This window comes from Actinacidiphila sp. bgisy167, from assembly GCF_057707665.1.
The window spans coordinates 128100-152729 of record NZ_JBYIQP010000003.1; the positions used below are offsets into that span (position 1 = coordinate 128100).

Here is a 24630-nt window from a genome sequence, read left to right on the forward strand (position 1 = left end):
ACGCCACCCGCCGGTTCGGGCAGGCGAGCGACGCGGTGAGGCATGCGCTGCGTCCGGAAAGCCCTTCCCGGTGTGGTTCGCCGGCGGACGGACCGCAGCGCGCCGAGCCTGCGGGTCCGGCGGCTGCGCACCGGCTGCTTCGGCGCGGGTGGGGTTCGTCCGGCGGTGCCGGCGGGGCGCGGGAGAGATCCGCCCGTCGCGACTCGCCGGCCGCGGTCGCGGCGGCGGCGCCCTGAGCGGTGACGTCACCCGCCGACGTCGATCACTCGTGCGGAACGGGTGTCCGACCGCTGATGTATCGTTCGCAGCAGTTGATCGTTGCACAATCTTTGCCTCCTGGGGGGAACTTCCCATGTACGTTCGTCGTTCTCTGGCGATCGCCGCTATGACCGGCACGCTCGCGCTCGGTCTCGCGGCCTGTGGTGACTCAACGACGGACGCGCCGAAGGCCGAGTCGACGCAGAGCTCCGTGCAGAACTCCGTCAAGCCGGCGGCCAAGGAGGTCGCCCCGGCCGACCGGATGCGGAACGCCGCCAAGGCGGTGGAGCAGCAGGCCTCCGCCAAGGTCTCCGTCGACTCCGTCGAGCCTGGCGAAGGCAACACCAAGGCCGAGGGCACCTTGAGCTGGAAGAAGGGTTCTGAGGGGGCCGAGCTGAGCATGGACGCCGGCTCCGACCCCGACCTGCGGGAGATGGCCGGCCCGGACGGCAAGGTGCACATGACGATGGCGAACGGCAGCGTGTACTTCCCGGTCGCGGGCGAGATGGTCGAGATGGCGGGCGGCAAGAAGTGGCTGAAGCTCGACGGCTCCGCCGCTGAGGACAACCCCGCCGACGACCTGCCGCACGGTCCCGCCGCGAGCCTTGCCGCCCTGTCCACCGCGACCGACCTCGCCAAGGTGGGCAAGGAGCAGGTGGCCGGTGCTGAGGCGACCCACTACGCCGGCACCGTGGACATCAAGAAGCTGGCCGCGGACTCGGCCGTCCTCAAGGTCATCAGCAAGGACGAGCGCGACGCCTACATCAAGGAACTGCACACCACCGGACTCAAGGCCACCGTCAAGATCGAGGTGTGGATCGGCGCCGACGACCTCGCCGTCAAGACCATGGAGTCCGGCTCCACCGCCAAGGGCACGTCCAAGGTGACGATCGTGTACTCCGGCTACACCCGGACGGCCACCGTCGAGGCGCCCGCGGCCAAGGACGTGACCACGCTCGCCGAGATGATGCAGAACGCCGCCCAGGGCTGATCCTCTCGGCGTGCCGGTGGGTTCGCGTCGCCGCGCGTTCCCACCGGCACGCCGGCGCCGTGGCGGACCGGGTGCCGCGCAGCAGCGAGCGCTGCCAGCACGGCATCGCCCGGCCCGCCGTGGAGCACGGCGGCGGCGGCCACCGGCGGGAAGCCGTACGCCGGGCCGTGAGCGAGCGGGGGCCTGGCACCGGAGGCGGTGCCGCAGCCCGTACCCTGAGGGGGCGATGAACCTCTTCAGCACGCCGTGGGGCGCACTCGAACTGACCCGATTCCCCGCGGATCCGCGGGAGACACTGCGCGCATGGGACGCCGCGGACGACTACCTGCTGCGGCACCTCTTCGAGAGCGGGACGGACCTGACGGGTGCGACCGTCGTCCTGGGCGACCGCTGGGGGGCGCTGGCCACGGCACTGGCCGTGCACCGTCCCACCCAGATCACCGACTCCCACCTCGGGCAGCAGGCGACCCGGGCGAACCTGCGGCGCAACGCGCCGGACGCCGAGGTGCGCCTGCTGACCACGCGCGACGAGCCGCCCGCCCGCATCGACGTGCTGCTGGTCCGGGTGCCCAAGAGCCTCGCGCTGCTGGAGGACCAACTGCACCGGCTGGCGGCCTCGCTCCACCCCGGCACGGTCGTCGTGGGAACCGGCATGGTCACCGAGATCCACACGTCCACGCTGCGGCTGTTCGAGCGGATCATCGGGCCGACCCGGACCTCGCCGGCGGTGCGCAAGGCGCGGCTGATCTTCAGCACGCCCGATCCCGCGCTGTCTCCCGGCGCGAACCCGTGGCCGCTGCGGTACGCGCTGCCGGAGGGCATCGGCCCGCTGTCCGGTCGCACCGTCACCAATCACGCGGGGGTGTTCTGCGCCGACCACCTCGACATCGGCACCCGTTTCCTGCTCGAGCACCTGCCGGACCGCAAGGGCCCTGACCGCGTGGTCGACCTGGGCTGCGGCAACGGTGTGGTCGGCACCGCGGTGGCGCTGGCGAACCCCGACAGCGACGTGCTGTTCGTCGACGAGTCGCACCAGGCGGTCGCCTCCGCCGAGGAGACCTTCCGCGACAACGCCGGCCCCGCCGGCCGGGCCCGTTTCCTCGTCGGGGACGCGGCCGACGCGGTGGCCGCCGTCGGGCCCGAAGGCGCCGATCTCGTCCTCAACAACCCGCCGTTCCACTCCCACCAGGCCGTCACCGCCGCGACCGCCCAGCGCATGTTCGTCACCGCCCGGTCCGCGCTGCGGACCGGTGGCGAGCTGCTGGTGATCGGCAACCGGCACCTCGGCTACCACGTGCGCCTGCGGCGGCTGTTCGGCAACTGCGAGGTCGTCGCGTCGAATCCGAAGTTCGTCGTCCTGCGGGCCGTACGGCGCTGAGGCGGGCCCCGCAGCCTTGATGCGGCGTGGAGCGGGCAGGCGTTCCCCATGGCGGACGAGGCGTACGGCGGCGGAACGGTCACGGGCGGGCACCGTGGGGTGCCGCACACCGCCGACGTGCGGATCGAGGCATGGGGGGCGACCAGGGAGCAGTGCCTGGTCGAGGCGGTGCTGGGGCTGGTCGAGTGCTTCGCGGACGTCGCAGGGGTGCGGCCGGCGTACGTGCGGCGGATCGCGCTGGCGGAGGGCGCCGACGACGATCTGCTGGCCGACATCCTCGACGAGGTGATCTTCCGGCTCGAGGTGCACGGGGAGGTGCCCGTCGACCTCGAGGCCGAGGCGGACGACGGCGGCCTGGACGTACGGATGGCCGTGGCCGACGTCGCATCGGTCGAGGTCGTCGGCGCGGTGCCGAAGGCGGTCTCGCTGGGCGACCTCCACCTGGCGCCCGGCCCCTACGGGTGGACCTGCGCGGCGACGGTCGACGTCTGACGGCGACTTCCAGGAGCGGCCGCGCAGCGGTCAGCCCTTCACCACACCGAGCGGCACCAGCCGGACGACCCTGCGGCACAGCCCCGCGCCCTCGCTCGCCTCCACCACCGCCGAGACGTCCTTGTAGGCCTCCGGAGCCTCCTCGGCGAGGCCGCGCCAGGACGAGGCGCGCACCGCGATGCCGCGGGCCTCCAGCCGCTCCCGCAGCTCCCTGCCGCTGACGCCGCGCGCGGCCTGGTGCCGGCTCTTCTCCCGGCCGGCGCCGTGGCAGGTCGAGTGGAAGGCGTCGCCCCGGGGGACGCCGGTGAGGACGTACGAACAGGTGCCCATGGTGCCCGGGATGAGGACGGGCTGGCCGGCGCCGCGAAGGTCGGCGGGGAGGTCCGGATGGCCGGGCGGCAGCGCCCGGGTGGCTCCCTTGCGGTGCACGCACAGCGTGCGGGGCGCCCCGTCCACCTCGTGCTCCTCGATCTTCGCCAGGTTGTGGGACACGTCGTAGACGAGCGTGAGGCGGGCACCCGCCTCGCGGCGGAAGACACGGCGGGACAGCTGGCCCAGCAGCTGGCGGTTGGTCCGGGCGTAGTTGGCCGCGGCGGCCATCGCGCCGAGGTAGGCGCGCCCCTCGGGCGAGTCGACGGGGACGCAGGCGAGCTGCCGGTCGGGGACCTGGACGCCGTACCGCCGCATCGCGCGGTCCATCGTCCGGACGTGGTCGGAGCAGATCTGGTGCCCCAGCCCCCGGGAACCGCAGTGGATCATCACGCAGACCTGGCCGAGGGCGAGGCCGAAGGCGGCGGCGACCGGTGCGTCGTAGACCTCGGCGACCTCCTGCACCTCGAGGAAGTGGTTGCCCGAGCCGAGGCTGCCGACCTGGCCGAGGCCGCGTTCGCGAGCGCGTGCGCTCACCTGGCCGGCGTCCGCGTCGGCCACGGTGCCGTGGTCCTCGCAGCGCCGCAGGTCGCCGTCCTCGCCGTGCCCCTCCTCCACGGCGTATCGGGAGCCGCCCTCCAGCACGCGTTCGAGCAGTCGGTCGCTGCCCAGGCGCCAGACGGCTCCGGTCACCGCGCCGCGGGGGGTGTCCCGGCCCAGCGCGTCCATGACGGCCGGCAGCGCGGGCCCGAGTGCCGCGCGGTCGCAGTCGGCGGCCAGCAGCCGTACGCCGCAGGAGATGTCGAAGCCCACCCCGCCGGGAGAGACCACCCCGCCGCCGGCGGTGTCGGTCGCGGCCACGCCTCCGATGGGGAAGCCGTAGCCCCAGTGCACGTCCGGCATGGCGTACGAGGCGCCGACGATGCCCGGCAGCGCCGCCACGTTGACGACCTGCTCCAGGGCCTTGCCGGCATGGCCGATCAGGTCGCGGGAGGCGAAGACGACGCCTGGCACGCGCATCGGCGGCCGGCGGTCGATGCGGAACCGGTGGGGGTGCTCTTCGACGACGTCCATCTCGGCCTCCAGGGGCCCCGTCGGCAGGCGACCGCGCCTCTAAGGTGTCACGTTGCCGGGGCGAAGGCCGGCAAACGGGCCCGTGCGCATCCCGGTTCCGACGTAGCATGAGAGAACAGGCAGGAACGCATTCACCTGCGACGGCTGGGCCGGCGCGATCCCGGAGCAGCGCCGGGGCGCGGCGCGGTCCGGCGCTCCACCCGAGGAGCAGCGCATGATCCATTCAGCCGACATCCGCGAGTGGCGCGACCGCGACGTCATCGATCGCAAGGGGCACAAGATCGGCGCACTGGAGGCGGTCTACGTCGACACCGCCACCGACGAGCCTGCCATGGCGACGGTGCGCACGGGGTTGCCCACGCACCGGCGACTGGTCTTCGTCCCCCTCGACGACGCCGTCGTGGGGCCCGGGTACGTCCAGGTCGCCCAGTCCAGAGGGCTGGTGAGGAAGGCGCCGTCCATCGGGATGGACGACGTCCTGCCGGTCGAACAGGAAGGGGAGATCTTCCAGTACTACGACATGGCCTACCACCCGGGCGCCGGCGGCGAACGAAAGCTCGCCCGGCGCTGAGGCCCGCGTCGCGAGGAGGTGTGCACTGCCATGGCGATCTTCCTGTTCCTGCTCCTGGTGGCCGTGGTCCTGGGCCTGATCGGTGTGGTCGCCGAGGGCCTGCTCTACCTGCTGGTGATCGGCATCGTCGTCTTCCTGCTCGCCCTGGTCTACCTCGGGGTGCGGTGGCGGTCGAAGCACAGCGGCCCCCTGCGCTGAACCGGCGCGGCCGCCCTTGCGGGGCGAATGCCACTCGAACCGGTGGGTAGCAGACGCCAGGTACGCGCAGTCCTCCGTCGAAGAGGGAATCCGCCATGACGGACCAGAAAGCCGCCGCCCGCCCGGTCGGGCCCGACAGCGACCTGGAACAGGTCTTCGAACTCGCCCAGCAGCTCCGGGTGGACTCCGTGCGGGCCAGTACCGCGGCCGGCTCGGGCCACCCCACCTCCAGTCTGTCCGCCGCCGACCTGATGGCGGTGCTGATGGCACGTCACCTGCGGTACGACTGGCACCAGCCGGAGAACCCGGCCAACGACCACCTCATCTTCTCCAAGGGACACGCCTCTCCCCTGCTGTACGCCATGTTCCGCGCCGCGGGCGCCGTCGACGAGCACGAGCTCATGACGACCTACCGCACCTTCGGAGCCCGCCTCCAGGGCCACCCCACCCCCGTCCTTCCCTGGGTGGACGTGGCCACCGGATCACTGGGCCAGGGCATCGCCTACGGCGTGGGCATCGCCACGGCGGGACGCGACCTGGAGCACGAGCCGTACCGGGTGTGGGTGCTGTGCGGCGACAGCGAGATGGCCGAGGGCTCGGTCTGGGAGGCCCTCGACAAGGCCGGTCAGCGGCGACTGCCCAACTTCGTCGCGATCGTCGACGTCAACCGGCTCGGCCAGCGCGGCCCCACCGAACTGGAGTGGGACACCGAGGCGTACGCCCGCCGCGTCGAGGCCTTCGGCTGCCGCGCCCTGATCGTGGACGGGCACGACCTGCAGGCCGTCGACCGGGCGCTGACCACCGCCGCCGACGGGCAGGCGCCCACGGTCGTCGTGGCCAGGACCGTCAAGGGCCAGGGCGTCCCGGAGGTCGCCGACCACGAGGGCTGGCACGGCAAGCCGCTGCCGCCGGACCTCGCCGAACGCGCCGTCGAGGAACTCGGCGGGCTGCGCCACCTGACCGTCCGCGGCCCGCGGCCGCCCGAGGCCGCGCCGCGTCCCCCCAGGGCCGCCGCGACGGCGGTGGACCTGCCGCACTTCCGGCGCGGGGAGGCGGTCGCCACCAGGGTCGCCTTCGGCAAGGCGCTCGTAGCCGTCGGCGCGCGCCCCGACGTCGTGGTCCTCGACGCCGAGGTCGGCAACTCCACGCACGCGGAGGACTTCGGCAAGGCGTACCCCGACAGGTACTTCGAGACCTACATCGCCGAGCAGCAGATGATCGCCTCGGCCGTGGGCATGGCCGTGCGCGGCTACCGCCCGTACGCCGCGACGTTCGCGGCCTTCCTCACCCGGGCCCACGACTTCATCCGCATGGCCGCCGTCTCCCAGATCTCCATGGCCCTGTCGGGCAGCCACTGCGGCGTGGAGATCGGCGCGGACGGGCCGTCGCAGATGGGCGTGGAGGATCTGGCGATGATGCGCGCGGTCCACGGCTCCACGGTGCTGTACCCGAGCGACGCCACCTCCGCCGCCGCGCTGACGGCCGCCCAGGCCGACCTCGCGGGCATCTCCTACCTGCGCACCACGCGCGGCGCCTATCCCGTCCTGTACGCGCCCGACGAGCCCTTCCCCGTCGGCGGGTCCAAGACCCTGCGGGAGTCCGGGGACGACAGGGTCACGCTCGTCGGGGCCGGGGTCACGCTGCACGAGTGCCTGGCAGCGGCCGACGCGCTGGCGGGCGAGGGCATTTCGGCTCGGGTGATCGACGCGTACTCGGTCAAGCCCGTGGACGCCGACACCCTCGCGCGCGCCGCCCGCGACACCGGTGCCCTCGTCGTCGCCGAGGACCACCATCCCGAGGGCGGCCTGGGCGAGGCCGTCCTGTCCGCCCTCGCCGCGCGGCGGGCGGGCCCGGCCTTCGTGCACCTGGCCGTCCGCGACCTGCCGGGATCGGGCACCGCCGAGGAACTCCTGGACGCCGCCGGGATCTCCCGCACGCAGATCGCCGAGGCCGCGCGCCGGCTGGCCGCCGGCTGACCGAGGGGCACGACCTAGCGCCTGGCGGCGGGCCGGTGTGCCCGCGGGCCCTGGGAGACGCGGGGGCCCCCGGGCGCGGCGGACGCCACTCGGCTCCCAGGGCCCCCCGCGCCGGACTCCCGCGCCCCGCGGCCCGTCACCGGGACGGGCTAACCGGGCCGCCCGCCGGGCGCCCCCCGGCTCCCCTCCGGAGAGCGGCGCGGGGACGCCGACGCACGTCCGGAGCCGCGTGCGCTCGCCGGGCGATCTTCGTCAGGTTCGCCCAGGCTGGTGCCGGTGCCCGCCCATCCGGCGGCGCCGCCGCACGCCAGGACGGCCTTCCCGGCCGCCACGAACCCCACGAGGGAGCAGGCATGACCTTGACGACGGACGCGCTCATACCCGCGCTCGAGGATGTGCGGGAGGCACACGCCGCGGTGGTCGACCGGTTCCGGGCCGACATGGCCGAAGCCCCGGTCGGTCCCCACCGGCAGACCCTGGAACGTCATGCCGCCCAGACCCAGCAGCACATCGCCCGCATCGACGCGTACCTCCGTGGCATGCGGCCGCGTCACCTGCTCCGGGACACCGGCGACATGGTCCTGACCGCCTCGGCCGGCGCGTTCCGCACGGCGATGGCGCCCCTGCACATGGGTGCCCGCATGGTCCGCGACGTCCTGCCGGGTATGACGCGCGCCGACGAGCACCGGCTGCTGAAGAACGCGGAGGACGAGTACGCCGCCACCGCGCGGGCCCTGGCCGCCTGCCGCGCGGGCGAGAGCATCGCCACGCTCGCCCAGGACGACCGCGCCTCCGCGCTGCTGAGCACGCTGCGCCGGCAGGACGAGCAGCTGCTGCGCGAGCTGGAGTCCGGCGTGGAGGAACAGGCGCTGGCCGTGGCCACCACGGCGGCCGGAAACGGTCACCGCTCCCTCGGGGCGGTCGGCATCGCCGACGCCGCGGTCCGCACGGTGCGCACCACCGCCCAGCGGCTGCAGACCGTCTGGGCGGGCGGCGGGGAGCCGGCGCACCGCCCCGCCGGCGGCGACGCCGCTCGCCCGGCCGCGAGGGCCCCGCGGGCCCACGCCCCCATGGACCGGAACGTGGACCTGCCTCTCGCGGACTACGACCGGCTCCCCGTGGCCGAGATCATCCAGCGGCTGCGCCTGTTCTCGCAGGCGGACCTCTCCCTGATCGAGGACTACGAGCGCGAGCACGGCGACCGGGTCGGCATCCTGAACGCCATCGAGAACCTGCGCGGCAACCAGCCCTGGCCCGGCTACGACACCATGAGCCCGGATCAGATCACCGGGCGACTGCGCGGTGCCGAGCCGCTGGTGGCCCGCCAGGTCATGGACTACGAGCGGCAGCACCGCCGCCGCCCCGACGTCATCAGCGCCGCCAAGCAGCGCACCCGCGCTGCCGTCTGAGCCGCCCCTTCACGAGGTCCCCGCCGTGCCGCCACGGCGGGGACCTCGTGCGTGAAGGCGGCGCCGCTCGCCCCATGAGCCCTTCGGCCCCTCAGGCGGTCGCCTCGTCCAGCAGTTCCAGGACGTGCCGGTAGGGGCGGCCGGTGGCACGGCTCATGCCCATCTCGCAGGTGCGGTTGCACGAGGCGTACGCGTCGAACGCGCCGGCGGTGATCTCCGCCGCCTGGGCGGCCGTCGCGGACCGCGTGACTTCCGGGTGGAGCATGCCGCGGTCCCCGGCGAAGGCGCAGCAGCCCCAGTTGTCGGGGACGGTGACCTCGTCGCTGACCGCGGCAGCGACCTGGCGCAGGGCCCCGTCGATGCCCAGGTGGACGGTGGAGCAGGTGGGATGCAGGGCCATGCTGCCCACGCGGCGCGGCGCGGGCAGCGCCGGGAGCAGGTGCTCGGCGGCGAAGGCGACGCTGTCGACGAAGCGCAGGGCCGAGTAGCGGGCGCGCTCGGACTCCGGGAGGGTGTCGGCCAGTTGCTCGAGGCCGTGGGTGCAGGAGGAGGCGTCGCAAACCACCGGCAGCCGCCCGCCGTCGCTGGCCTCCCACAGGGCTTCCAGGGTCCGGCCGGCCATGCTGCGGTGCCCGTCGGTGTAGCCCTTGGACTGCCACGGGGTGCCGCAGCACAAGCCGGTCAGCCCCTCCGGGACGGTGACCTGGACGCCGGCGCGTTCGCACAGCCGCAGGAAGGCGGCCGCCGCTCCGCCGGAGTCCCCTTCGGGGGCGAAGACGCTGCCGATGCAGGCGGCGAAGAACACCGCTCGCGCCCCTTCGGGGTGCCTCGGGGCCGGGCGGGCCGGGCCGCCGCGCGGGATGTCAGAGGACCACGCGGGCACCAGTTCCGTCGCCCCGAGCTTGCGGACGGCGCCGGCGGCGGCGCGGGTGACCGGGGTGGGCAGGGCGTGAGCGGTGTTGAGGGCGGCACGCACTCCGGTGACCGCGCTCCCCCAGTGCCGGGCGGTGGCGTCGCCGAGGCGCTGGGCGGTGGGGCTGTGGCGCTGCGCGCGCAGGCGCTTCATGACCGCGCCGGTGTCGATGGTGACGGGGCAGGCGGTGACGCAGAGGCTGTCGGCCGCGCAGCTGTCGACGGCCGCGTACGCGTAGTCCGCCTCCAGGGCGCGGCGGCGTTCCTCGTCGCCGGCCGCGGTCGCCAGGGCGATCTCCCGCTGGAGGGCGATGCGCTGCCGGGGTGTGGTGGTGACGTCGGCCGTGGGGCAGACCGGTTCGCAGTAGCCGCACTCCACACACGCGTCGACGGCCGGGTCGACCGGGGGCACGCTCTTGAGGTCGCGCAGGTGCGCGGCCGGGTCGTCGGTGAGCAGGACGCCGGGGCTCAGGACGTCGTGGGGGTCGCAGAGCCGCTTCAGCTCGCGCATGACGTCGTACAGCTCGTCGCCGTACTGGCGTTGGACGAAGGGGGCCATGGCGCGGCCGGTGCCGTGCTCGGCCTTGAGGGTGCCCCCGGCGTCCAGGACGAGGTCGACCATCGCGTCGGTGAAGCGGGCGTAGCGCTCGGTCTCGGCGCGGGTGTCGAAGTCCTGCGTGAGCATGAAGTGCAGGTTGCCGTCGCGGGCGTGGCCGAAGATGACCGCGTCCTGGTAGCCGTACCGGTCGAACAGGCCGATCAGTCCCTCGCAGGTGCCGGTCAGCCGCTCCATGGGCACCGCGATGTCCTCCAGCAGCGCGGTCGTCCCGGCGGGCCGGGCCCCGGCGACGGCCGTGTACAGGCCCTTGCGCAGGTGCCAGAGGCGTCCACGCACGGCCGCGTCGCGGGTGAGCGCGGAGCCGGTGACGGCGGGCAGCCGGTCCAGGACGGGCTGGGCGGCCGCCACGGTGGCGTCGAGCGCTTCGGCGCTGTCCTCGGCGAACTCGACCAGCAGGGCGGCATGGCGTTCGACCCGCAGCCCGCGCAGTTCCTCGACGGGGTCGGCGGCCTGCTGGGCGACGCGCAGGGAGGCGGCGTCGAGCAGTTCGGCGGTGCGGGCGCCGGCGGCCAGCAGCGCGGGCAGTGCGTCGGTCGCCTCGGCGAGGCCCGGCAGGATCAGCAGGCCGGTGGCGGTGTACGGCAGCAGGGGAACGGTGCGGAAGACGGCCTCGCCGACGAAGCCGAGGGTGCCCTCGCTGCCGATCATCAGGTGGGCGAGGATGTCGGCGGGGTCGGTGTGGTCGAGGAACGAGTTGAGCCCGTAGCCCATGGTGTTCTTCATCGCGAACAGCCGCTCGATGGTGGCGCGTGAGGCGGCCGAGCCGCGGACCCGGTCGCGCAGCCTGAGCAGTCCGGCGTGGAGGTCGGGCTCGTGGGCGCGCAGCGCGGCGTCCGCGTCGCGGGCGGCGGTGTCGACGACGGTGCCCGACGGCAGCACGAACTGCAGCGACTCCATCGTGCGGTAGGCGTTGTCCTGGGTGCCGCAGTTCATGCCGCTGGAGTTGTTGGCGACGAGCCCGCCGATGGTGCAGGCGCTCTCGCTGGCCGGGTCGGGGCCGAGGCGGCGGCCGTAACGGGCGAGGCGCGCGTTGGCCTGGCGCACCGTGACTCCCGGCTGAAGCCGGATGCGCCGGCCCTCGTCGAGGACCTCGGCGGAGCGCCAGTGCGTGCGCACGTCCACCAGCACGCCGTCGCCGCCGGCCTGCCCCGCCAGGCTGGTGCCGCCGGAGCGCAGCGTCAGCGGCACCCCGGCCCGGCGCGCCCCGGCCATGAGCGCGCCGACCTCTTCGGCGGAGGCGGCGCGCACGACGGCCCGCGGCGTGAAGAGGTACGGCGAGGCGTCGTGGGCGGCCGCGACCCTGCGGGGCACGTCGGTGGAGACCCGCGAGGGGTCGGTGACGCAGTCGGCGAGCCACGCGGCCGGGCCGGGGCCGGCGGTGCGGGAGGTGGTGGCGCGGGTGGCGGGGGTGCTCATGGTTCCTCGGATGCGACGGTACGGCGGGGCGCTTGCGGCGGTCAGTGAGCGGGGGCGGGGTCGGTGATCCGCAGCAGGCGGGGCGGCCGTGCGGCGGGTTCGGGCAGGCGCAGCGGGGCCGCTCCGGGGGTGATGCTGCCCAACAGCGTGGCGTGGCGGGCGCCGGTGCCCGAGGTGAGGGCGCCGGGCAGGCCGTTGACGGTGAGGAAGCCGAGCACGGCGAAGGCGAGCGCTTCCTTGGCGTCGGAGGGCAGGCCCAGGGCGTCGCTGGGGCGCATCTCCACGCCGGGCATCTCCTCGCCGAGCATGCGCATCAGCACGGGGTTGCGGGCGCCGCCGCCGGAGACGATCAGGCTGGTGACGCCGTGCGCCCGGCAGGCGTCGGCGACGGTGACGGCGGTGAGCCGGGTCAGGGTGGCGAGGACGTCGTCGGTGCCCGGCGTCGGCACGGCGGCCAGGGCCCGCAGCAGGTAGGGCAGGTGGAAGAGCTCCTTGCCGGTGCTCTTCGGTGCGGGCCTGCGGTAGTAGGGGTCGTCGAGGAGGACCTTCAGCAGGTCGGGGCTGGTGCGTCCGGCGGCGGCCCGGCGGCCGTCCTCGTCGTAGGCGGCGGCGCCGTCGGTGAAGTGGCGCACGGCCGCGTCCAGCAGGGCGTTGGCGGGGCCGGTGTCGAAGGCCAGGGGCTCGGCGCCGGGGGCGACGACGGTGATGTTGGCGATGCCGCCGAGGTTGAGCGCGGCGGGTACTCCGGGCAGTCCGCGCAGCAGGAGGGTGTCGGTCATCCCCACCAGCGGGGCGCCCTGGCCGCCGGCGGCGACGTCCCGGCTGCGCAGGTCGGAGACCACGGGCAGCCCGGTGGCCTCGGCGATCCAAGCCGGCTGCCCCAGTTGCAGGGTGCCGCGGACGACGCCTTCCTCGACCCAGTGGTGCATCGTCTGGCCGTGGGACACCACCAGGTCGGCGGCGCCTCCGCACAGCTCGTCGAGCGCGCGGGCGGCGGCCCGCGCGAAGGACTGGCCGATGCCGGTGTCCAGGGCGCACACGGCCTCGGTGGTGGTCGGCGCGGGCGGCAGCGTCGCGCCGATGAGCGCCCGCAGGTCGTCGGCGTACGGCACGGACAGATGGCCGAGCGGCCGCATGAGCAAGGTGTCGCCGTCCAGCGTGAGGTCGGCGGCAGCCGCCTCGATGGCGTCGTACGAGGTGCCCGACATCAGGCCGATCACGCGCATGGGTTCTCCCAGCTGTTGTGTCCGAGGCGGTCGTGTGGTGCCCCGGGGTGGGGGCCGCCCTTCGACGGACCCCACCCCGGGAGTCCTCACTTGGCGCCGGCGCCCGCCGCGACCCGGCCCGAGCCGGACTCCGGGCCGCCGTCCGCGCCCTCGGCCTCGGGGATCGCGCGGACCTCGGGGGCCTTGTGGAACAGGCTCAGCACACCGCCGACCACCAGGGTGATCACCACGCCGATCGGCACGAGCCACTGGGCGGCGATCGCGGTCGGCACCGTCGCGCCCGCCACCGTGACGTCGATCTTCACCGAGCGCACGATGTAGGTCATCACTCCGACCGTGACCAGGAAGGCGATGATCGAGTCGACCTCGTTGGCGCGCTTGACGATGCGGCCCAGGAGGAACGCGCCGAGCAGCGCGCCGTAGGTGTAGCCGGCGATGGTCAGACCGGTCAGGTACACGTTGCCGGTGCTGGTGCTGAAGGCGCAGGCGAAGACGGCCATGAGCACGGCCCACACCAGCGTCATCACCCGGGCGAGCTTCAGCAGCGACTCCTCCGACGGGGTGCTGCGGAAGAAGCTGTGGATGATGTCGGCGACGGTCGAGTTGGACATCGAGTTGAGCGCGGAGGACAGGGAGCCCATCGCGGCGCCGAGGATGCCGGCCACGAGCAGGCCGGAGATCACCACGGGCAGCCCGTGCAGGATGAAGTTCGGGTAGAGGTTGTCCGAGCTGGAAAGACCCAGGTCCGAGAAGCTCTTGCCCTCGTTGTACGACCACAGCAGCGCGCCGACGAGGGAGAAGGCGGCGAACTGGAGGGTGACGAAGACACCGGAGGCGATCATGGCCTTCTGGCCGTCGCGCAGGGAGCGGGTGGCCAGGACGCGCTGGACGATCAGCTGGTCGGAACCGTGGCTGGCCATCGCGAAGATGGCGCCGCCGATGATCGCGGTCGGCAGGGCGAACGGGCTGGTGAGGATGTGCGCCAGGTCGAAGTTGGTGTCGAACAGCTTGAAGTGGCCCGAGTGCAGGGCGTCGGAGAAGCCGCTGCCGCCGACGTGGCCGGAGAGCACGGCGATGGCGAGGATCGCGCCGCCCAGGTACAGGCCCATCTGGATGGCGTCGGTCCAGATGACCGCCTTGATGCCGCCGAGGTAGGTGTAGACGACGGTGATCACGGTGAGGACGATGATGATCAGGCGGTAGCCGGCGTGCACGCCGAACTCGTCGAGCAGCAGCTTGATCGGGATCGCGGACGCGAACAGCCGGACGCCCTCGGCGAGCAGGCGGGTGAAGACGAAGGTCACCGAGGCGAGTCCCTGCAGCTTCAACCCGAACCTGCTGCCCAGGTACTGGTAGGCGCTGACGAAGCCGCCGCGCTTGTACAGCGGGATCAGCACGGTCGCGACGACGACGCGGCCGATGACGTAGCCGAGGGCGAGTTCGACGTTGCCGAAGCCCTGCCCGCTGTAGGCGCCGCCGGGCACGCTGATGACGGTCAGCACGCTCGTCTCGGTGGCCACCACGGAGAACGAGACGGTCCACCAGGGCATGTGCCCTTCGCCGACGAAGTAGTCCTTCGCCGTCTTCTGGCGTCCGGCCAGTCGCAGTCCGATCCAGGCGATGGCGATCAGATAGACGACGACCACGACGAGGTCGAGTTGGCGCACTCTCGCTCCTAAACAGCAGCCGGCGGGATCACCGGCATGGTGGGGACGGATGGTGGGGACGTCGTCCGGCGGACGCGGACGACATGGGGCTCGTGCGGCACGGTGGCGTCCCGTGCCAGCAGGCGCGCGCCGTCCAGCGGGTCCCCGAGCGGGGGCCGCGGGCTCAAGGGTCGCGCAGAGCCCTCGAGCGCCGCGCGAAGCGGCGCCATGAGCGGTTCACCGAGGCCGGTCAGGCCGCCGGTGACGGTGACGGGCAGGACCTCGCCGGTGATCCGGGCGGCGGCCGCGAGCACGGCCTTGCCCAGTGCGGTGGCGGCGTCCCGGACGATGCGGCCGGCGACGGGGTCGCCGGCCTCGGCCGCGTGGGCCACGTCCGGGGCGAAGGAGGCCGCGGTGCGGGCCGGGTTGCCGCCCGCGGCGAGGGCTGCGGGCAGCGTGTCCGGGTCGCCGAAGCGCGCGGTGGCGGCGGCCAGCAGTGCGGTGTCCGGTCCGCGCCCGTCGTGGGCGCGCAGTGCCGCGCGCAGGCCGTTCATCCCGATCCACGCGCCGCTGCCCTCGTCGCCGAGCCAGGGACCCCAGCCGTCGACGCGGGCGTACGAGCCGTCCTCGCCGAGGCCGATGGCGACCGATCCGGTGCCGATGGCCAGCACCACGCCGGTACGGCCGCCGAGGGCGCCCGCGTGGGCGGTGACGGCGTCGCTGGTGACGGCGACCTCGTCCGCGGGCAGGTCCTGGAGCAGCAGTGCGGCCAGTGCGCGGGCGGCCTCGGGGGCCGCGGCCGCTCCGGCGGCGCCGACGCAGACGGCGGCGAGCCCGGCGGGGGTGTGCTGCCGGAGCAGGGGCAGGACGGCGGCGCCCACGGCGGCACGGGCCGCCTCGACACCGCCCTCGGCGACGAGGCCGGGCGCCCCCGGGACCTCGTGGACGGGGCCGGCGGTGCCGTCCGCGCTCATGAGCACGGCTCGGCAGCCCGTCTTCCCCAGGTCCACTGCCACTGCTGCTGTCATGCGGCACGCCTCGTGTCGTCAGGGATCCGGCTCGTCGGATGGTCGCCCTGGGCGGTGACCGGCGCGGATCGCGGTGCAGCGAGTATCGGAAGGCAGAGCTCCGTATGTCAATAAGTAACTTCACGAAAAGCAGCAGGTAACTTTTTGACGTGACGGACGGGCCGTGGTTACGCTGACGCCACCGACTCAGGAGGGAACCCGTCCATGGCCTCCACGGACCCGACCCGCGCGACCGCGCACCCGGCACAGGAGACCGCCCCCGGCGGCGACATCCTGGCCCGCGTCCGCGCGGCCCTGCCCGGCCTGGCCCCCTCCGAGCGACGGGTGGCCGAGGCCGTCCTGGCCGATCCGGCCCAGGCGGCGGAGCTGTCCATCAGCGCCCTCGCCGAACGGGCCACCACCTCGGTGGCCACCGTCATGCGCTTCTGCCGGACGATGCGGCTGGGCAACTACCCCCAGCTGCGGCTCGCGCTGGCCGCGGCAGCGGCCCGCGAGCACGCGCTCGGCGGCGAGCGCCCGGCCCCGGGCACCGACATCAGCGCCACGGACACCCTCGAAGAGGTCGTCCACAAGATCGTGTACAACGAGGTCCGCGCCCTGGAGGACTCGGGGGCCGGACTGGACATCGAGGCACTCCGCCGGGCCGTCGACGCCGTCGCGGGCGCCCGGCGCGTGGACGTCTTCGGCGTCGGGGCGAGCGCCTTCGTCGGCCAGGACCTGCACCAGAAGCTGCACCGCATCGGCCACATGGCGTTCATCTGGACCGACCGCCACGCGGCGCTGACCGCCGCCGCCCTCCTCGGTCCCGGCGACGTGGCCCTGGCCATCTCCCACACGGGCGAGACGGAGGACACCGTCGAGCCGCTGCAGGCGGCCGCCGAGCGCGGCGCCACCACCATCGCCCTCACCAACGTCCCGGGCTCCACCCTCGCCGAGAGCGCCGACCTGGTGCTCACGACCTTCGCCCGGGAGACCCCCTTCCGGTCCGGCGCCACCGTCAGCCGGATCGCGCAACTCGCCGTCATCGACTGCCTGTTCGTAGGCGTCGCCCAGCGCTCCTACGACGCCACCGCAGCAGCGCTGCAGAAGACCTACGGGGCGGTGCAGCGCCGCAGGCGCCCGCAGCCCCAACGCCGCACCCCGGCCGACGGCTGACCGCCGGCCCCGCACGACACCCCAGCACCACCGAAAGGACGACCGCGCCGTGGACCTCAGCACACTCGGCACACTCGGCACCGAGACCCGCAACGAGCGGACCGCCGAACTGGACCGCATGCCGGTCTCGGAGCTCCTGAGCGTGATGAACGCCGAGGACCAGACGGTCGCCCTCGCCGTCCGCGAGGCGCTCCCCGACATCGGCACCGCCGTCGAGGCCGTCACGGAGTCCCTCCGTCGCGGCGGCCGGCTCATCTACCTCGGCTCCGGCACCAGCGGCCGCATCGGGCTGCTCGACGCCGTCGAGTGCCCCCCGACCTTCGGCACCGCGCCCGAGCAGGTCGTGGGCCTGCTCTCCGGCGGCCCCGGCGCCTTCATCGTGGCCGTCGAAGGCGCCGAGGACGAGCCCGAGCGGGCGGTCGCGGACCTCGACGAGATCGGCGTCGGCGACAACGACACCGTCGTCGGCCTCGCCGCCAGCGGCCGCACCCCCTACGTCATCGGCGGCCTCAAGCACGCCGCGGCGCGGGGCGCCGTCACCGTGTCCGTGGCCTGCAACCGCGACGCCCTCGTCAGCCGCTACGCCGACATCCCGATCGAGGTGCCCACCGGCCCGGAGATCCTCACCGGCTCCACCCGGCTCAAGGGCGGCACCGCGGAGAAGATGGTCTGCAACATGCTCTCCACCGCGTCGATGGTCCGCCTCGGCAAGGTCTACGGGAACCTCATGGTCGACGTGCGGGCCACCAACGCCAAACTCGTCGACCGCGCACGGCGCATGGTGGTCCAGGCCACGGGCGCGGACCCCGACACCGCAGCGCAGGCGCTGAGCGCCGCGAACGGCCACGCCAAGACCGCCATCGTGATGCTGCTGACCGGCACCACCGCCGAGGAGGCGGCCCGGCGCATCGCGCAGGCCGACGGCGACACTCGCACGGCAGCGGGCCAGGTCTGACCTGGGGACTGACTGCCCGCCCGGCCGCGGCCCTCGGGCGCCGGTGGGGCCGCGCGAGCGGTCCCACCGCGGCCGGGCAGGCCAGGTGACGGCGCCGGCGGTGTGCCGCCCGGAGCGGGCGGACCCGCCGTACGATGCGGCGGCTCGCAGCGGGCAAGCCGCTCCCCCGCCGGCCGCGGCCCTTTCCCCTTGCCGAGCGCGCACCTTCGACGCGGGTGAGGCGCGGGGCGGCCAGAGGCTCCGCGGCCGAGCGGCGGGTTCGCCCCGGCTCGCGGCAACGGTGAGGATTCCCTCGACGACGTCGTCCGCGGAGCAGAGGCAGCGGATCTGGGTGCCCGACGCACTCGGCGAGCCCGTCCCCGCCGCTGCGCTCCGCCCCCACGGCCGCACCGCGCGGGCGCCGCCCTTCCCGGACGGGCCGCGCCGCCGCACCGCCGATAGAGTGAAGATCGCGGGAGTACGGCGACCGCGGGAGGTGACGACGGCCATGGCCGGACGATTCAGCTACCGGAGGATCTACGAGGACGACGCCTCGTCGCAGCAGGGCAAGCGCGTGCTCGTCGACCGGCTCTGGCCCCGAGGCATGAGCAAGGAGCGCGCCCACCTCGACGAGTGGCTCAAGGGCGTCGCCCCCTCGACCGCTCTTCGTCAGTGGTACCACCACGACACGGAGCGCTTCGACGAGTTCCGCGACCGGTACGTCGCCGAGCTGGAGGACGCCGAGCACCGGCCGGCCGTCGAGCATCTGCGCGACCTCGCCGCCCGGGACAAGGTCACCCTGCTCACCGCCACCAAGGACGTCGACCACAGCGAGGCCTCCGTGCTCGCCGAGTGGCTCGACTCCTCCCCAGGAGCCGAAAGCCGCTGAACGCGCCACAAGCGCGCGGGCGAGCCGGCGCCCACAGGTGCCCGCAGGCGGTCGCACCACGGTAAGGGACACACGCGCCTGCGGTGGCTGGGGCGCAGATGGCTGCGCGACTGCCTGAACAGTGCAAGGCCGTGCGGGCTGATGACTTCACATCAGGTGCCGCGCCTCGCACCGCCTACGCCTGCCGCCGCTCCCACTGCTCCTTCGTGATCTCGTACCGCACACCCCCGTGCTCGGAACCCTCGACCGCCATCATGTCGTCCGGCGTGGGGATGCTCTCCGCGAGCGTCATCCCGAGCTTCTCCATGACCTTGCGCGAAGGGCGGTTCACGGTCATCGTCTCGGCCCAGACCATGCGGATGCCGAGCTCGGCGAACCCCTTCGCCAGCAGCGCCTGCGAGACCTCGGTGGCGTAGCCCCGGCCCCAGGCCGCCTGGCGCAGGCGGTAGCCGAGTTCGGCCTCCTCACGCGGGCCGCTGCGCAGCGGACGCAGGCAGAACCAGCCGACGAACGCGCCGCCGTCCTTCTCGTACGCCGCGAACAGGCCGAGGTCGTGACCCCAGCGCTCGTAGCCGGCGAGGATGCTGGGGATGGCGAGGTCGCGGACCTCCTCCGGCGGGGTCGGAGCGCCGCCGGTCAGGTAGCGCATCACCGCCGGGTCGCTGTCCAGCTCGATCAACAGGTCCGCGTCGGCGGCGGCGAAGGGGCGCAGGGTCAGGCGCTCGGACTCGAGGTAGGTGATCACGTGAGGATCATGGCCGAGACGGGCCTGACGGTCCAAGGCGTTTTCCGGCTGCGTCTGTCACCGGGGCTGGAGAAGCAGCAGCACGGCACTGCCGCCTGCACCTCAGGCCGAGGACCCGCCTCTGTCGCTCCCCAAGTCGTCACCGGTTGACTTGGTCCGTCACGGTGACTGCGGCGCTGACCAGGTGGATGATCCTCGCCGGGGACCCTGCTCGCCCGTCTACGGGAACCCCTTGGGAACCGCCGTGACGGCTGGGGACCTGTACGGGCTTGAAGCACTCGCGTCCTTCCGCGGACCTGCGAGGGGTGCCCGGAGGACTGTCCTGAGGGCATCATCCCCCTGAGCCGTCCTCGGACGCGAGCTGCCTGCAGCGACGAACGCGATCAACCCCAGGGCGTGCTGGTGAGCGGTCGCCCCGGTCGATGGCCTCGCCCCGGGTGCTCACCGGGCTGGATCAGCGTGCCCGGTGTCTGCGCGAGTCCGTTCGCCCGCCCCGGGTGCTCACCGGGCTGGTCCACCGTGCCCGGTGTCTGCGCGAGTCCGTCCGACCGCCCCGGGTGCTCACCGGGCTGGTCCACCGTGCCCGGTGTCTGCGCGAGCCCGTTCGCCCACAGCTGGTCGACACGGGAGCGTTCGGCGGCGTCCGGATAACGGTTGGTGCAGGACGGTCCGGGGCCGCCTCCCGACATCAGCTCGCTGCACGGCCCGCTGTAGTCGTCCTGCAGACCCAGCACGTGGCCGGTCTCGTGGGTGACGACGCGGACCGAGTCGTTCTGCCGGTTCTGGGTGTAGTCGAGGAAGACGTAGCCGCTTCCGTGGCCGTCGGTGGATGCGTAGGACCCGCGCGAGTCGTTGCCCTCGTAGTAGGAGAAGTCCGCGCCGCTCGAGGCCTCCTGGAGCTTGACGTGGGACTCGGAGCTGTTCCATATAGAGGCCGCACTCGCTATCTGCGAACGGAAGCTCGGCGCATGCGAGTCGTCGTAAGTGACGACCACCGCTTGCCCGTTGGGCTGGGCGGCGCGCTTCTCGGCGACCGACGTGAGCACGGCCTGGAAGAACGCCCTGTTGTTCGCGGCCTCATCGGTCGACCCGTCGTACCGGGCCACGGAGGTACCGGCGGGAGCGGACGGTACGGCGACCGGCTGTGCGCTCGCCGGCACCGCCGCGCCCGCAGCGGCGGAGGCCAGTGCCGCGCCGAAAGCGAGGGCGAGGAGCCGTGCGGAGGGTCGGGGCGATTTCATGAGAGGGCTCCTCCTCACTCGGTGACGCCGAGCGCCCGGTGCGCGGTCGACTCCGCGTGAACACCGGTTCCGAACTGCAGCGACGTCCTGTGGGTCGCCATTCTGAGAACGCCTCGGCAGGGAACGCAATGGGGTCCTGCCACTACCTCGCCTCGTAGATCCGAGAACCTCTCCCGGACGACCGACCGGGTCTCCGGTCCGCAGGCGGCGGCGGACAGAAAAGCTGTCGAGGCGTCAGAATCCGTACGGCGAAGGGCAGCGACGCCTACGTCGGCAGGGCGGAACTCCGGGGCACGCAACACACTCGACACCGTGATGAAAGCGGACAAATGCCATGATGTCTGCTACGTCGCATCTACTAAGCACGCCGGATGGTCAGCCATGCGCTGTGACCGACCTCATAGGATCTGGGGACTCCTTTCCCCAGGGCTGCGGCAGCTCGCGCTTGCGACGGCTGGGCCGGCACCGCCGGGGCGTCGGAAGAACGGCCTCGCGTTTCGCCGGCTGCCGACGCGTACGACGGGGTCAATAAAGGCGCCCCCTTGTGTGGAGCGGTCCTGGATGCCGGCAGAGGCGACACGCGGAGGTCGGCTGCTTCACGGGGCGTCGGAGGCAGGCCGGCCCGGACCGTCCAGCAGCCGGGCCAGGTACGCGGGGCGCTCTTCGACCACGAGGTGTCCGGCAGCGGAAACCACACCCAGCTCAGCTCCGAGACTGCCGCGCACTGCCGGACCGAGCCTTTGCGGAGGGAGAAAGACGTCGTGTTCCCCGGTGACGACCAGACGGGGAATCGACCGGGCGGGCAAGGCGGCGGCGCCGGGCGCCCCGCTGGAACGCGAGTGCCGGGCGACCAGGGTCATCCAGTCCACCAACTCCTCGCGCGGTGGGCGGCCGGGCGCGAGCATGGCGCGCAGGAGCCGGGCGCTGTGCGAGGGTGCGGGCACCAGGAACCAGGCGGCCGAGGCGGCCAGCACCGTGGGAGTCAACCTGAGCCTGGTCAGTCCGCCGGGGGAAACCAGAACAAGCTGGTTGATCAGGGGGGAATCGCTGGACAAGGCGATGGCGGCACCGAAGGAGTGGCCCATGACCGCCACCGGCTCGGACGAGATCTTCTCGATCACCTCGCTCAGCCACGCCCCGTACCAGGACAACCGGCCGCCGGAAAGACCGCGTTCGCCAGAGCTGAGTCCCGGCTGCCCCGGGACGTCCACCATCAGCACCCGGTGATCGGCAGCGACCAGGGCCGTGGCCAGCGGCAGGGATGCGGCGGCGTTGAAGTTGGTGCCCGGGACGAATACGACCGTCGTCGCGCCGGAGCCAGCGAGCACCGCATGGGTCTGTGCGCCCTTGGCCGTCACCGTCCTCCGCTCGTGCGGCACCGGCCACGCGGCCAGTCGGTCGAGGCACCAGCGTCGGATGAGCTCCCTGCCTGGCGTGCTGCGATAGATCGAGTCCACTGGTCGAGTATCGCGCCTCGTCCCGGGCCGTGACGTGCGAAGGACCGCACGGGTCGGGCGAGTTGCGACGTTCCCCGGGGCCCGCGGCCTGTCCGCGTCCTGCCCATCCGGCCTCCCGCCGACGCACTTCGGCGAGTTGGGCACACCCGGGTTCGACGAGGCTGTCAGGCGCAGGCAGAGGGAGCTCGAAGCCGCATGTTCCCGCCGGTGCCGCAGGCGCCATCCTTTCGGCCGCAGCAGCCGGCGTCCCCGCCGCGGCTGAGCGGTCCCGGATCGAGGAACTGCTGCCCTCGCAGGAGACTTTCGCAGAAGACCTTCTCGAAGCGCACCGGAACCAGGGGAACCGACGTCTCAGTGGTCTCCTGTCTCGTCGTCGAGTTGGTGATCCGCCCAGACGTAGCTCTCGGGGAGCAGGCCCGTGACGGGCAGCGTCCGCAGCCCGTCGGCCGTGCCCACGATGACCCCGAGCGAGGGGAAGTAGTCGAGGAGGACCTGGCGGCAGCGCCCGCACGGTGGCACGACGCCCCGGTCGCGGTCCCCAACGGCGACGATGGTCTCCAGGTCGTAGACGCCCTGGGCGGCGGCAGTCCCGATCAGGACCAGCTCCGCGCACGGCCCCCCGGTGAAGTGGTAGGCGTTCACGGCGGTGACGATCCGGCCGTCCCTGGCGCGGGCGGCGGCCGCCATGGTGTGGTTGTCGCCCCGGCAGCGGGTGGCGGCGACCTCGGCCGCCGCCTGGATCAGCTCGTGGTCGACACGGTCGGTCTGTGCGGTCATTCGCATGTTCTATCGCGCCGTCGGAGAAGCGTGCCACCTCGCCGGTCGCACCCCGGACGTGGAGGCGCGCCGGCGTGGCGGCGTGCGCCACGAGGTGACCGGGACCGCGCGGCAACAGTGGGCAGTGGTGAGGTGCCCGCCCTGTCCACGCCCCGGCTGATCGCGTGGATGGAGGCGGAGACGGTGCACGCCGCGGCGCCCTTCGCGTGGCGGGGCATACGACGGTGGGGACGGCGCTGCGCATCGAGCACGTCCGGGCAACGCCGGTCGGCGGCAAGGTGGACATCCCGCTGACCCGCCGCAGGCTCCCGACGGTCACCGCCTCACCTTCCGGGGACGGGCCTTGGACGATGCGGGCCGGCTTGTCGCCACCGGCGCGATCGACCGTGGTGTCGTCGACCGGGAGCGTCTCCTGGCGGCCACCGCCCGCGCTGCGGACCCCCCGTCCTGACGGGGCTCGCGAGGACGGCTCCGGTCAGCCGGTACGGCGCCCGGCTCCTCGAGGCGGCGCGCTCGTGGACACGTCATCGCGTGAAGCCGCCTGAGCCCCGGACGAGCTGGTCTTCTCGCAGGTGCCCGTCGCGCGCCGGCGGGCCGGAGGCAGAAAGCGCTCCGGCCCGCCGCCGATGGGTCGTCAGTGCTTGAGGAGCCCCTTGGCCCTCTCCTTTCCGCCCCGCATCCTGCCGCGCGATTCGAGGGCGGCTCCTTTTGCCGCGAGCTTCTCCTTGTGCATCGCGTGGGCCGCCTTCCTCACGGTCCTCCCGACGACCTGTTCCATCTTCGCCTTGGCCTTCTCTCCCGTACTCATCTCGGCACCTCCGCGGCTCTCACCCGGCGCGTGCCCGCGCGGCCCTCGCCGAAACCACCGCGCTTCCCGCACCAGGCGGTGCGGGAAGCGCGCTGTCGCGCGCCCGCCGCACGCGGGAGCCGGTCGAAGGAGCGAGTCGGTGGCCTCGGCGAGGGGTCACCGGTACTCCGCGTCGCGGCCTCGACGGCGGCCCGGGTCTCCTTATGACGTGGACGCCGTCCCACAGCACCGGCACCGCGCCATGCTGCCCGTCGGTCACCCCCGCCGCCCGTTGCGCCTCGTGTCCCGACGTCCCTCGATGACGAGTTCGTCGGTACGTGAAGGCCTTCGGCCGCCCCCGCGGTGGCACAAGGGTGCCATGGCACAAGTGTGCCGCCCTGAGCTCTTGAGCGACGGCGTGCCCGCCCCGATGATCAAGGGCTGTTCATTCTTCACACGGCTTGAGGGGTTTCCTTGCCCACGGTTCACATCCGCCGGCCCAGAGCCGGGGCGATCGCGCTCGGCGTGGTCGCATCCCTTGCGCTCGGGGTCATACCGGCCACGGCCGCTGTTTCCGGCGGTGACGCCGGTCGCGGGCGCGCCGCGGCGGGCGCACCACATCGGTCCCCCGGCAGCGCCGGCACCCACACCGTCACGCTGATCACCGGCGACAAGGTCACGATCGGCACCGCGCCCGACGGCACCATCGTCCGGTCCTTCGAGGGCGCGGACGGGGCCACCACCGGATTCCACCGCGCCGTCGTCGACGGCGCCACGTACGTGTACCCCGACGCGGCCCTGCCCTTCGTCGCCGCCGGGAAGCTCGACAAGCAGCTGTTCAACGTGACGCGGCTGATCGCCGACGGGTACGACGACGCGCACAGCGCCCGGTTGCCGCTCATCGTCGGCTACACCGACGCCGCCGCCCGGTCCCGCACGCTGCCGAAGCTGACCGGTTCGGACGTCGTCCGCCGGCTGGACAGCATCCAGGGCGCGGCCGTCGCCGAGAACCGCACGAAAGCGCCGGAGTTCTGGTCCGCGCTGACCGGCGGCAGCGGCGGCGCCGGGGCCCGGTCGGCTAA

The 24630-nt window shown here is 73.4% G+C and carries 20 protein-coding genes and 1 pseudogene; 11 read left to right on the forward strand and 10 right to left on the reverse strand.

From position 1 onward, the window contains the following. Window positions 1-352 precede the first annotated feature (352 nt). The 3 genes from AC3ET4_RS02145 (at window position 353) to AC3ET4_RS02155 (ending at window position 3119) form a co-directional block, all read left to right on the forward strand. The gene (locus AC3ET4_RS02145; RefSeq protein WP_431945211.1) at window positions 353-1249 is read left to right on the forward strand and encodes an SCO4651 family lipoprotein; all 897 of its coding nucleotides are present in this window, start codon (window positions 353-355) and stop codon (window positions 1247-1249) included. A 226-nt stretch (window positions 1250-1475) separates the two neighbouring features. Further along, window positions 1476-2627 carry a methyltransferase gene (locus AC3ET4_RS02150; protein ID WP_431945213.1) on the forward strand — a complete coding sequence of 384 codons (1152 nt, stop codon included), beginning with the start codon at window positions 1476-1478 and terminating at the stop codon, window positions 2625-2627. A gap of 48 nt (window positions 2628-2675) precedes the next feature. Beyond that, window positions 2676-3119 (forward strand): archease, encoded by a 444-nt coding sequence (locus tag AC3ET4_RS02155; RefSeq protein ID WP_431945215.1) that lies wholly within the window; start codon window positions 2676-2678, stop codon window positions 3117-3119. A gap of 30 nt (window positions 3120-3149) precedes the next feature. Here AC3ET4_RS02155 and AC3ET4_RS02160 read toward each other — a convergent pair whose 3' ends face one another. Next, window positions 3150-4562 (reverse strand): RtcB family protein, encoded by a 1413-nt coding sequence (locus AC3ET4_RS02160; RefSeq protein WP_431945217.1) that lies wholly within the window; start codon window positions 4560-4562, stop codon window positions 3150-3152. A gap of 214 nt (window positions 4563-4776) precedes the next feature. Between AC3ET4_RS02160 and AC3ET4_RS02165 the strand changes: the two genes are divergently transcribed. The 4 genes from AC3ET4_RS02165 (at window position 4777) to AC3ET4_RS02180 (ending at window position 8716) form a co-directional block, all read left to right on the forward strand. Then, on the forward strand, window positions 4777-5133 hold the full coding sequence (locus AC3ET4_RS02165; RefSeq protein WP_431945219.1) for a PRC-barrel domain-containing protein: 357 nt from the start codon (window positions 4777-4779) through the stop codon (window positions 5131-5133). A 30-nt stretch (window positions 5134-5163) separates the two neighbouring features. Continuing rightward, on the forward strand, window positions 5164-5331 hold the full coding sequence (locus AC3ET4_RS02170; RefSeq protein ID WP_431945221.1) for a hypothetical protein: 168 nt from the start codon (window positions 5164-5166) through the stop codon (window positions 5329-5331). A 95-nt stretch (window positions 5332-5426) separates the two neighbouring features. Then, the gene (locus tag AC3ET4_RS02175; protein ID WP_431945223.1) at window positions 5427-7307 is read left to right on the forward strand and encodes a transketolase; all 1881 of its coding nucleotides are present in this window, start codon (window positions 5427-5429) and stop codon (window positions 7305-7307) included. Between the two features lie 353 nt (window positions 7308-7660). Continuing rightward, the gene (locus AC3ET4_RS02180) at window positions 7661-8716 is read left to right on the forward strand and encodes a hypothetical protein (RefSeq protein WP_431945225.1); all 1056 of its coding nucleotides are present in this window, start codon (window positions 7661-7663) and stop codon (window positions 8714-8716) included. 91 nt (window positions 8717-8807) lie between these two features. On the opposite strand, the gene AC3ET4_RS02185 is transcribed toward AC3ET4_RS02180, so the two are convergent. The 4 genes from AC3ET4_RS02185 to AC3ET4_RS02200 form a co-directional block, all read right to left on the reverse strand. Beyond that, window positions 8808-11663: an FAD-binding and (Fe-S)-binding domain-containing protein gene (locus AC3ET4_RS02185; protein WP_431945227.1), complete on the reverse strand. Its 2856-nt coding sequence runs from the start codon at window positions 11661-11663 to the stop codon at window positions 8808-8810. A gap of 41 nt (window positions 11664-11704) precedes the next feature. Beyond that, the gene (locus AC3ET4_RS02190) at window positions 11705-12889 is read right to left on the reverse strand and encodes an anhydro-N-acetylmuramic acid kinase (RefSeq protein ID WP_431945229.1); all 1185 of its coding nucleotides are present in this window, start codon (window positions 12887-12889) and stop codon (window positions 11705-11707) included. Between the two features lie 86 nt (window positions 12890-12975). Then, window positions 12976-14556: a sodium:solute symporter gene (locus tag AC3ET4_RS02195; protein WP_431945231.1), complete on the reverse strand. Its 1581-nt coding sequence runs from the start codon at window positions 14554-14556 to the stop codon at window positions 12976-12978. 8 nt (window positions 14557-14564) lie between these two features. Further along, window positions 14565-15563 carry an N-acetylglucosamine kinase gene (locus AC3ET4_RS02200; RefSeq protein WP_431945232.1) on the reverse strand — a complete coding sequence of 333 codons (999 nt, stop codon included), beginning with the start codon at window positions 15561-15563 and terminating at the stop codon, window positions 14565-14567. A 204-nt stretch (window positions 15564-15767) separates the two neighbouring features. Here AC3ET4_RS02200 and AC3ET4_RS02205 point away from each other — a divergent pair, with 204 nt between their 5' ends. The 3 genes from AC3ET4_RS02205 to AC3ET4_RS02215 all read left to right on the forward strand — a co-directional run bounded on the left by AC3ET4_RS02205 (window position 15768) and on the right by AC3ET4_RS02215 (window position 18541). Then, window positions 15768-16718, forward strand: a complete 951-nt coding sequence (locus AC3ET4_RS02205; protein ID WP_431945234.1) for a MurR/RpiR family transcriptional regulator — start codon at window positions 15768-15770, stop codon at window positions 16716-16718. A 49-nt stretch (window positions 16719-16767) separates the two neighbouring features. Continuing rightward, a complete protein-coding gene (gene murQ, locus AC3ET4_RS02210) occupies window positions 16768-17673 on the forward strand; it encodes an N-acetylmuramic acid 6-phosphate etherase (RefSeq protein WP_431945236.1) in 906 nt (301 codons plus the stop codon). A gap of 487 nt (window positions 17674-18160) precedes the next feature. Beyond that, a complete protein-coding gene (locus tag AC3ET4_RS02215; RefSeq protein ID WP_431945237.1) occupies window positions 18161-18541 on the forward strand; it encodes a DUF488 domain-containing protein in 381 nt (126 codons plus the stop codon). Window positions 18542-18716: 175 nt separating this feature from the next. Here the strand turns inward: AC3ET4_RS02215 and AC3ET4_RS02220 are convergent, their stop codons facing one another. From AC3ET4_RS02220 to AC3ET4_RS02240, 5 genes are all read right to left on the reverse strand, one after another. Beyond that, window positions 18717-19286 (reverse strand): GNAT family N-acetyltransferase, encoded by a 570-nt coding sequence (locus AC3ET4_RS02220; RefSeq protein WP_431945239.1) that lies wholly within the window; start codon window positions 19284-19286, stop codon window positions 18717-18719. A gap of 383 nt (window positions 19287-19669) precedes the next feature. After that, window positions 19670-20527 carry a snapalysin gene (gene snpA / locus AC3ET4_RS02225; RefSeq protein WP_431945241.1) on the reverse strand — a complete coding sequence of 286 codons (858 nt, stop codon included), beginning with the start codon at window positions 20525-20527 and terminating at the stop codon, window positions 19670-19672. Window positions 20528-21123: 596 nt separating this feature from the next. Next, window positions 21124-21984 (reverse strand): alpha/beta fold hydrolase, encoded by an 861-nt coding sequence (locus tag AC3ET4_RS02230; protein ID WP_431945243.1) that lies wholly within the window; start codon window positions 21982-21984, stop codon window positions 21124-21126. Between the two features lie 351 nt (window positions 21985-22335). Beyond that, window positions 22336-22761 (reverse strand): cytidine/deoxycytidylate deaminase family protein, encoded by a 426-nt coding sequence (locus tag AC3ET4_RS02235; protein WP_431945245.1) that lies wholly within the window; start codon window positions 22759-22761, stop codon window positions 22336-22338. Window positions 22762-23395: 634 nt separating this feature from the next. Then, window positions 23396-23569: a hypothetical protein gene (locus AC3ET4_RS02240; RefSeq protein WP_431945247.1), complete on the reverse strand. Its 174-nt coding sequence runs from the start codon at window positions 23567-23569 to the stop codon at window positions 23396-23398. Between the two features lie 504 nt (window positions 23570-24073). On the opposite strand from AC3ET4_RS02240, the pseudogene AC3ET4_RS02245 reads away from it, so the two are divergent. After that, a pseudogene (locus AC3ET4_RS02245) lies at window positions 24074-24630 on the forward strand (serine protease); the annotation flags it as partial.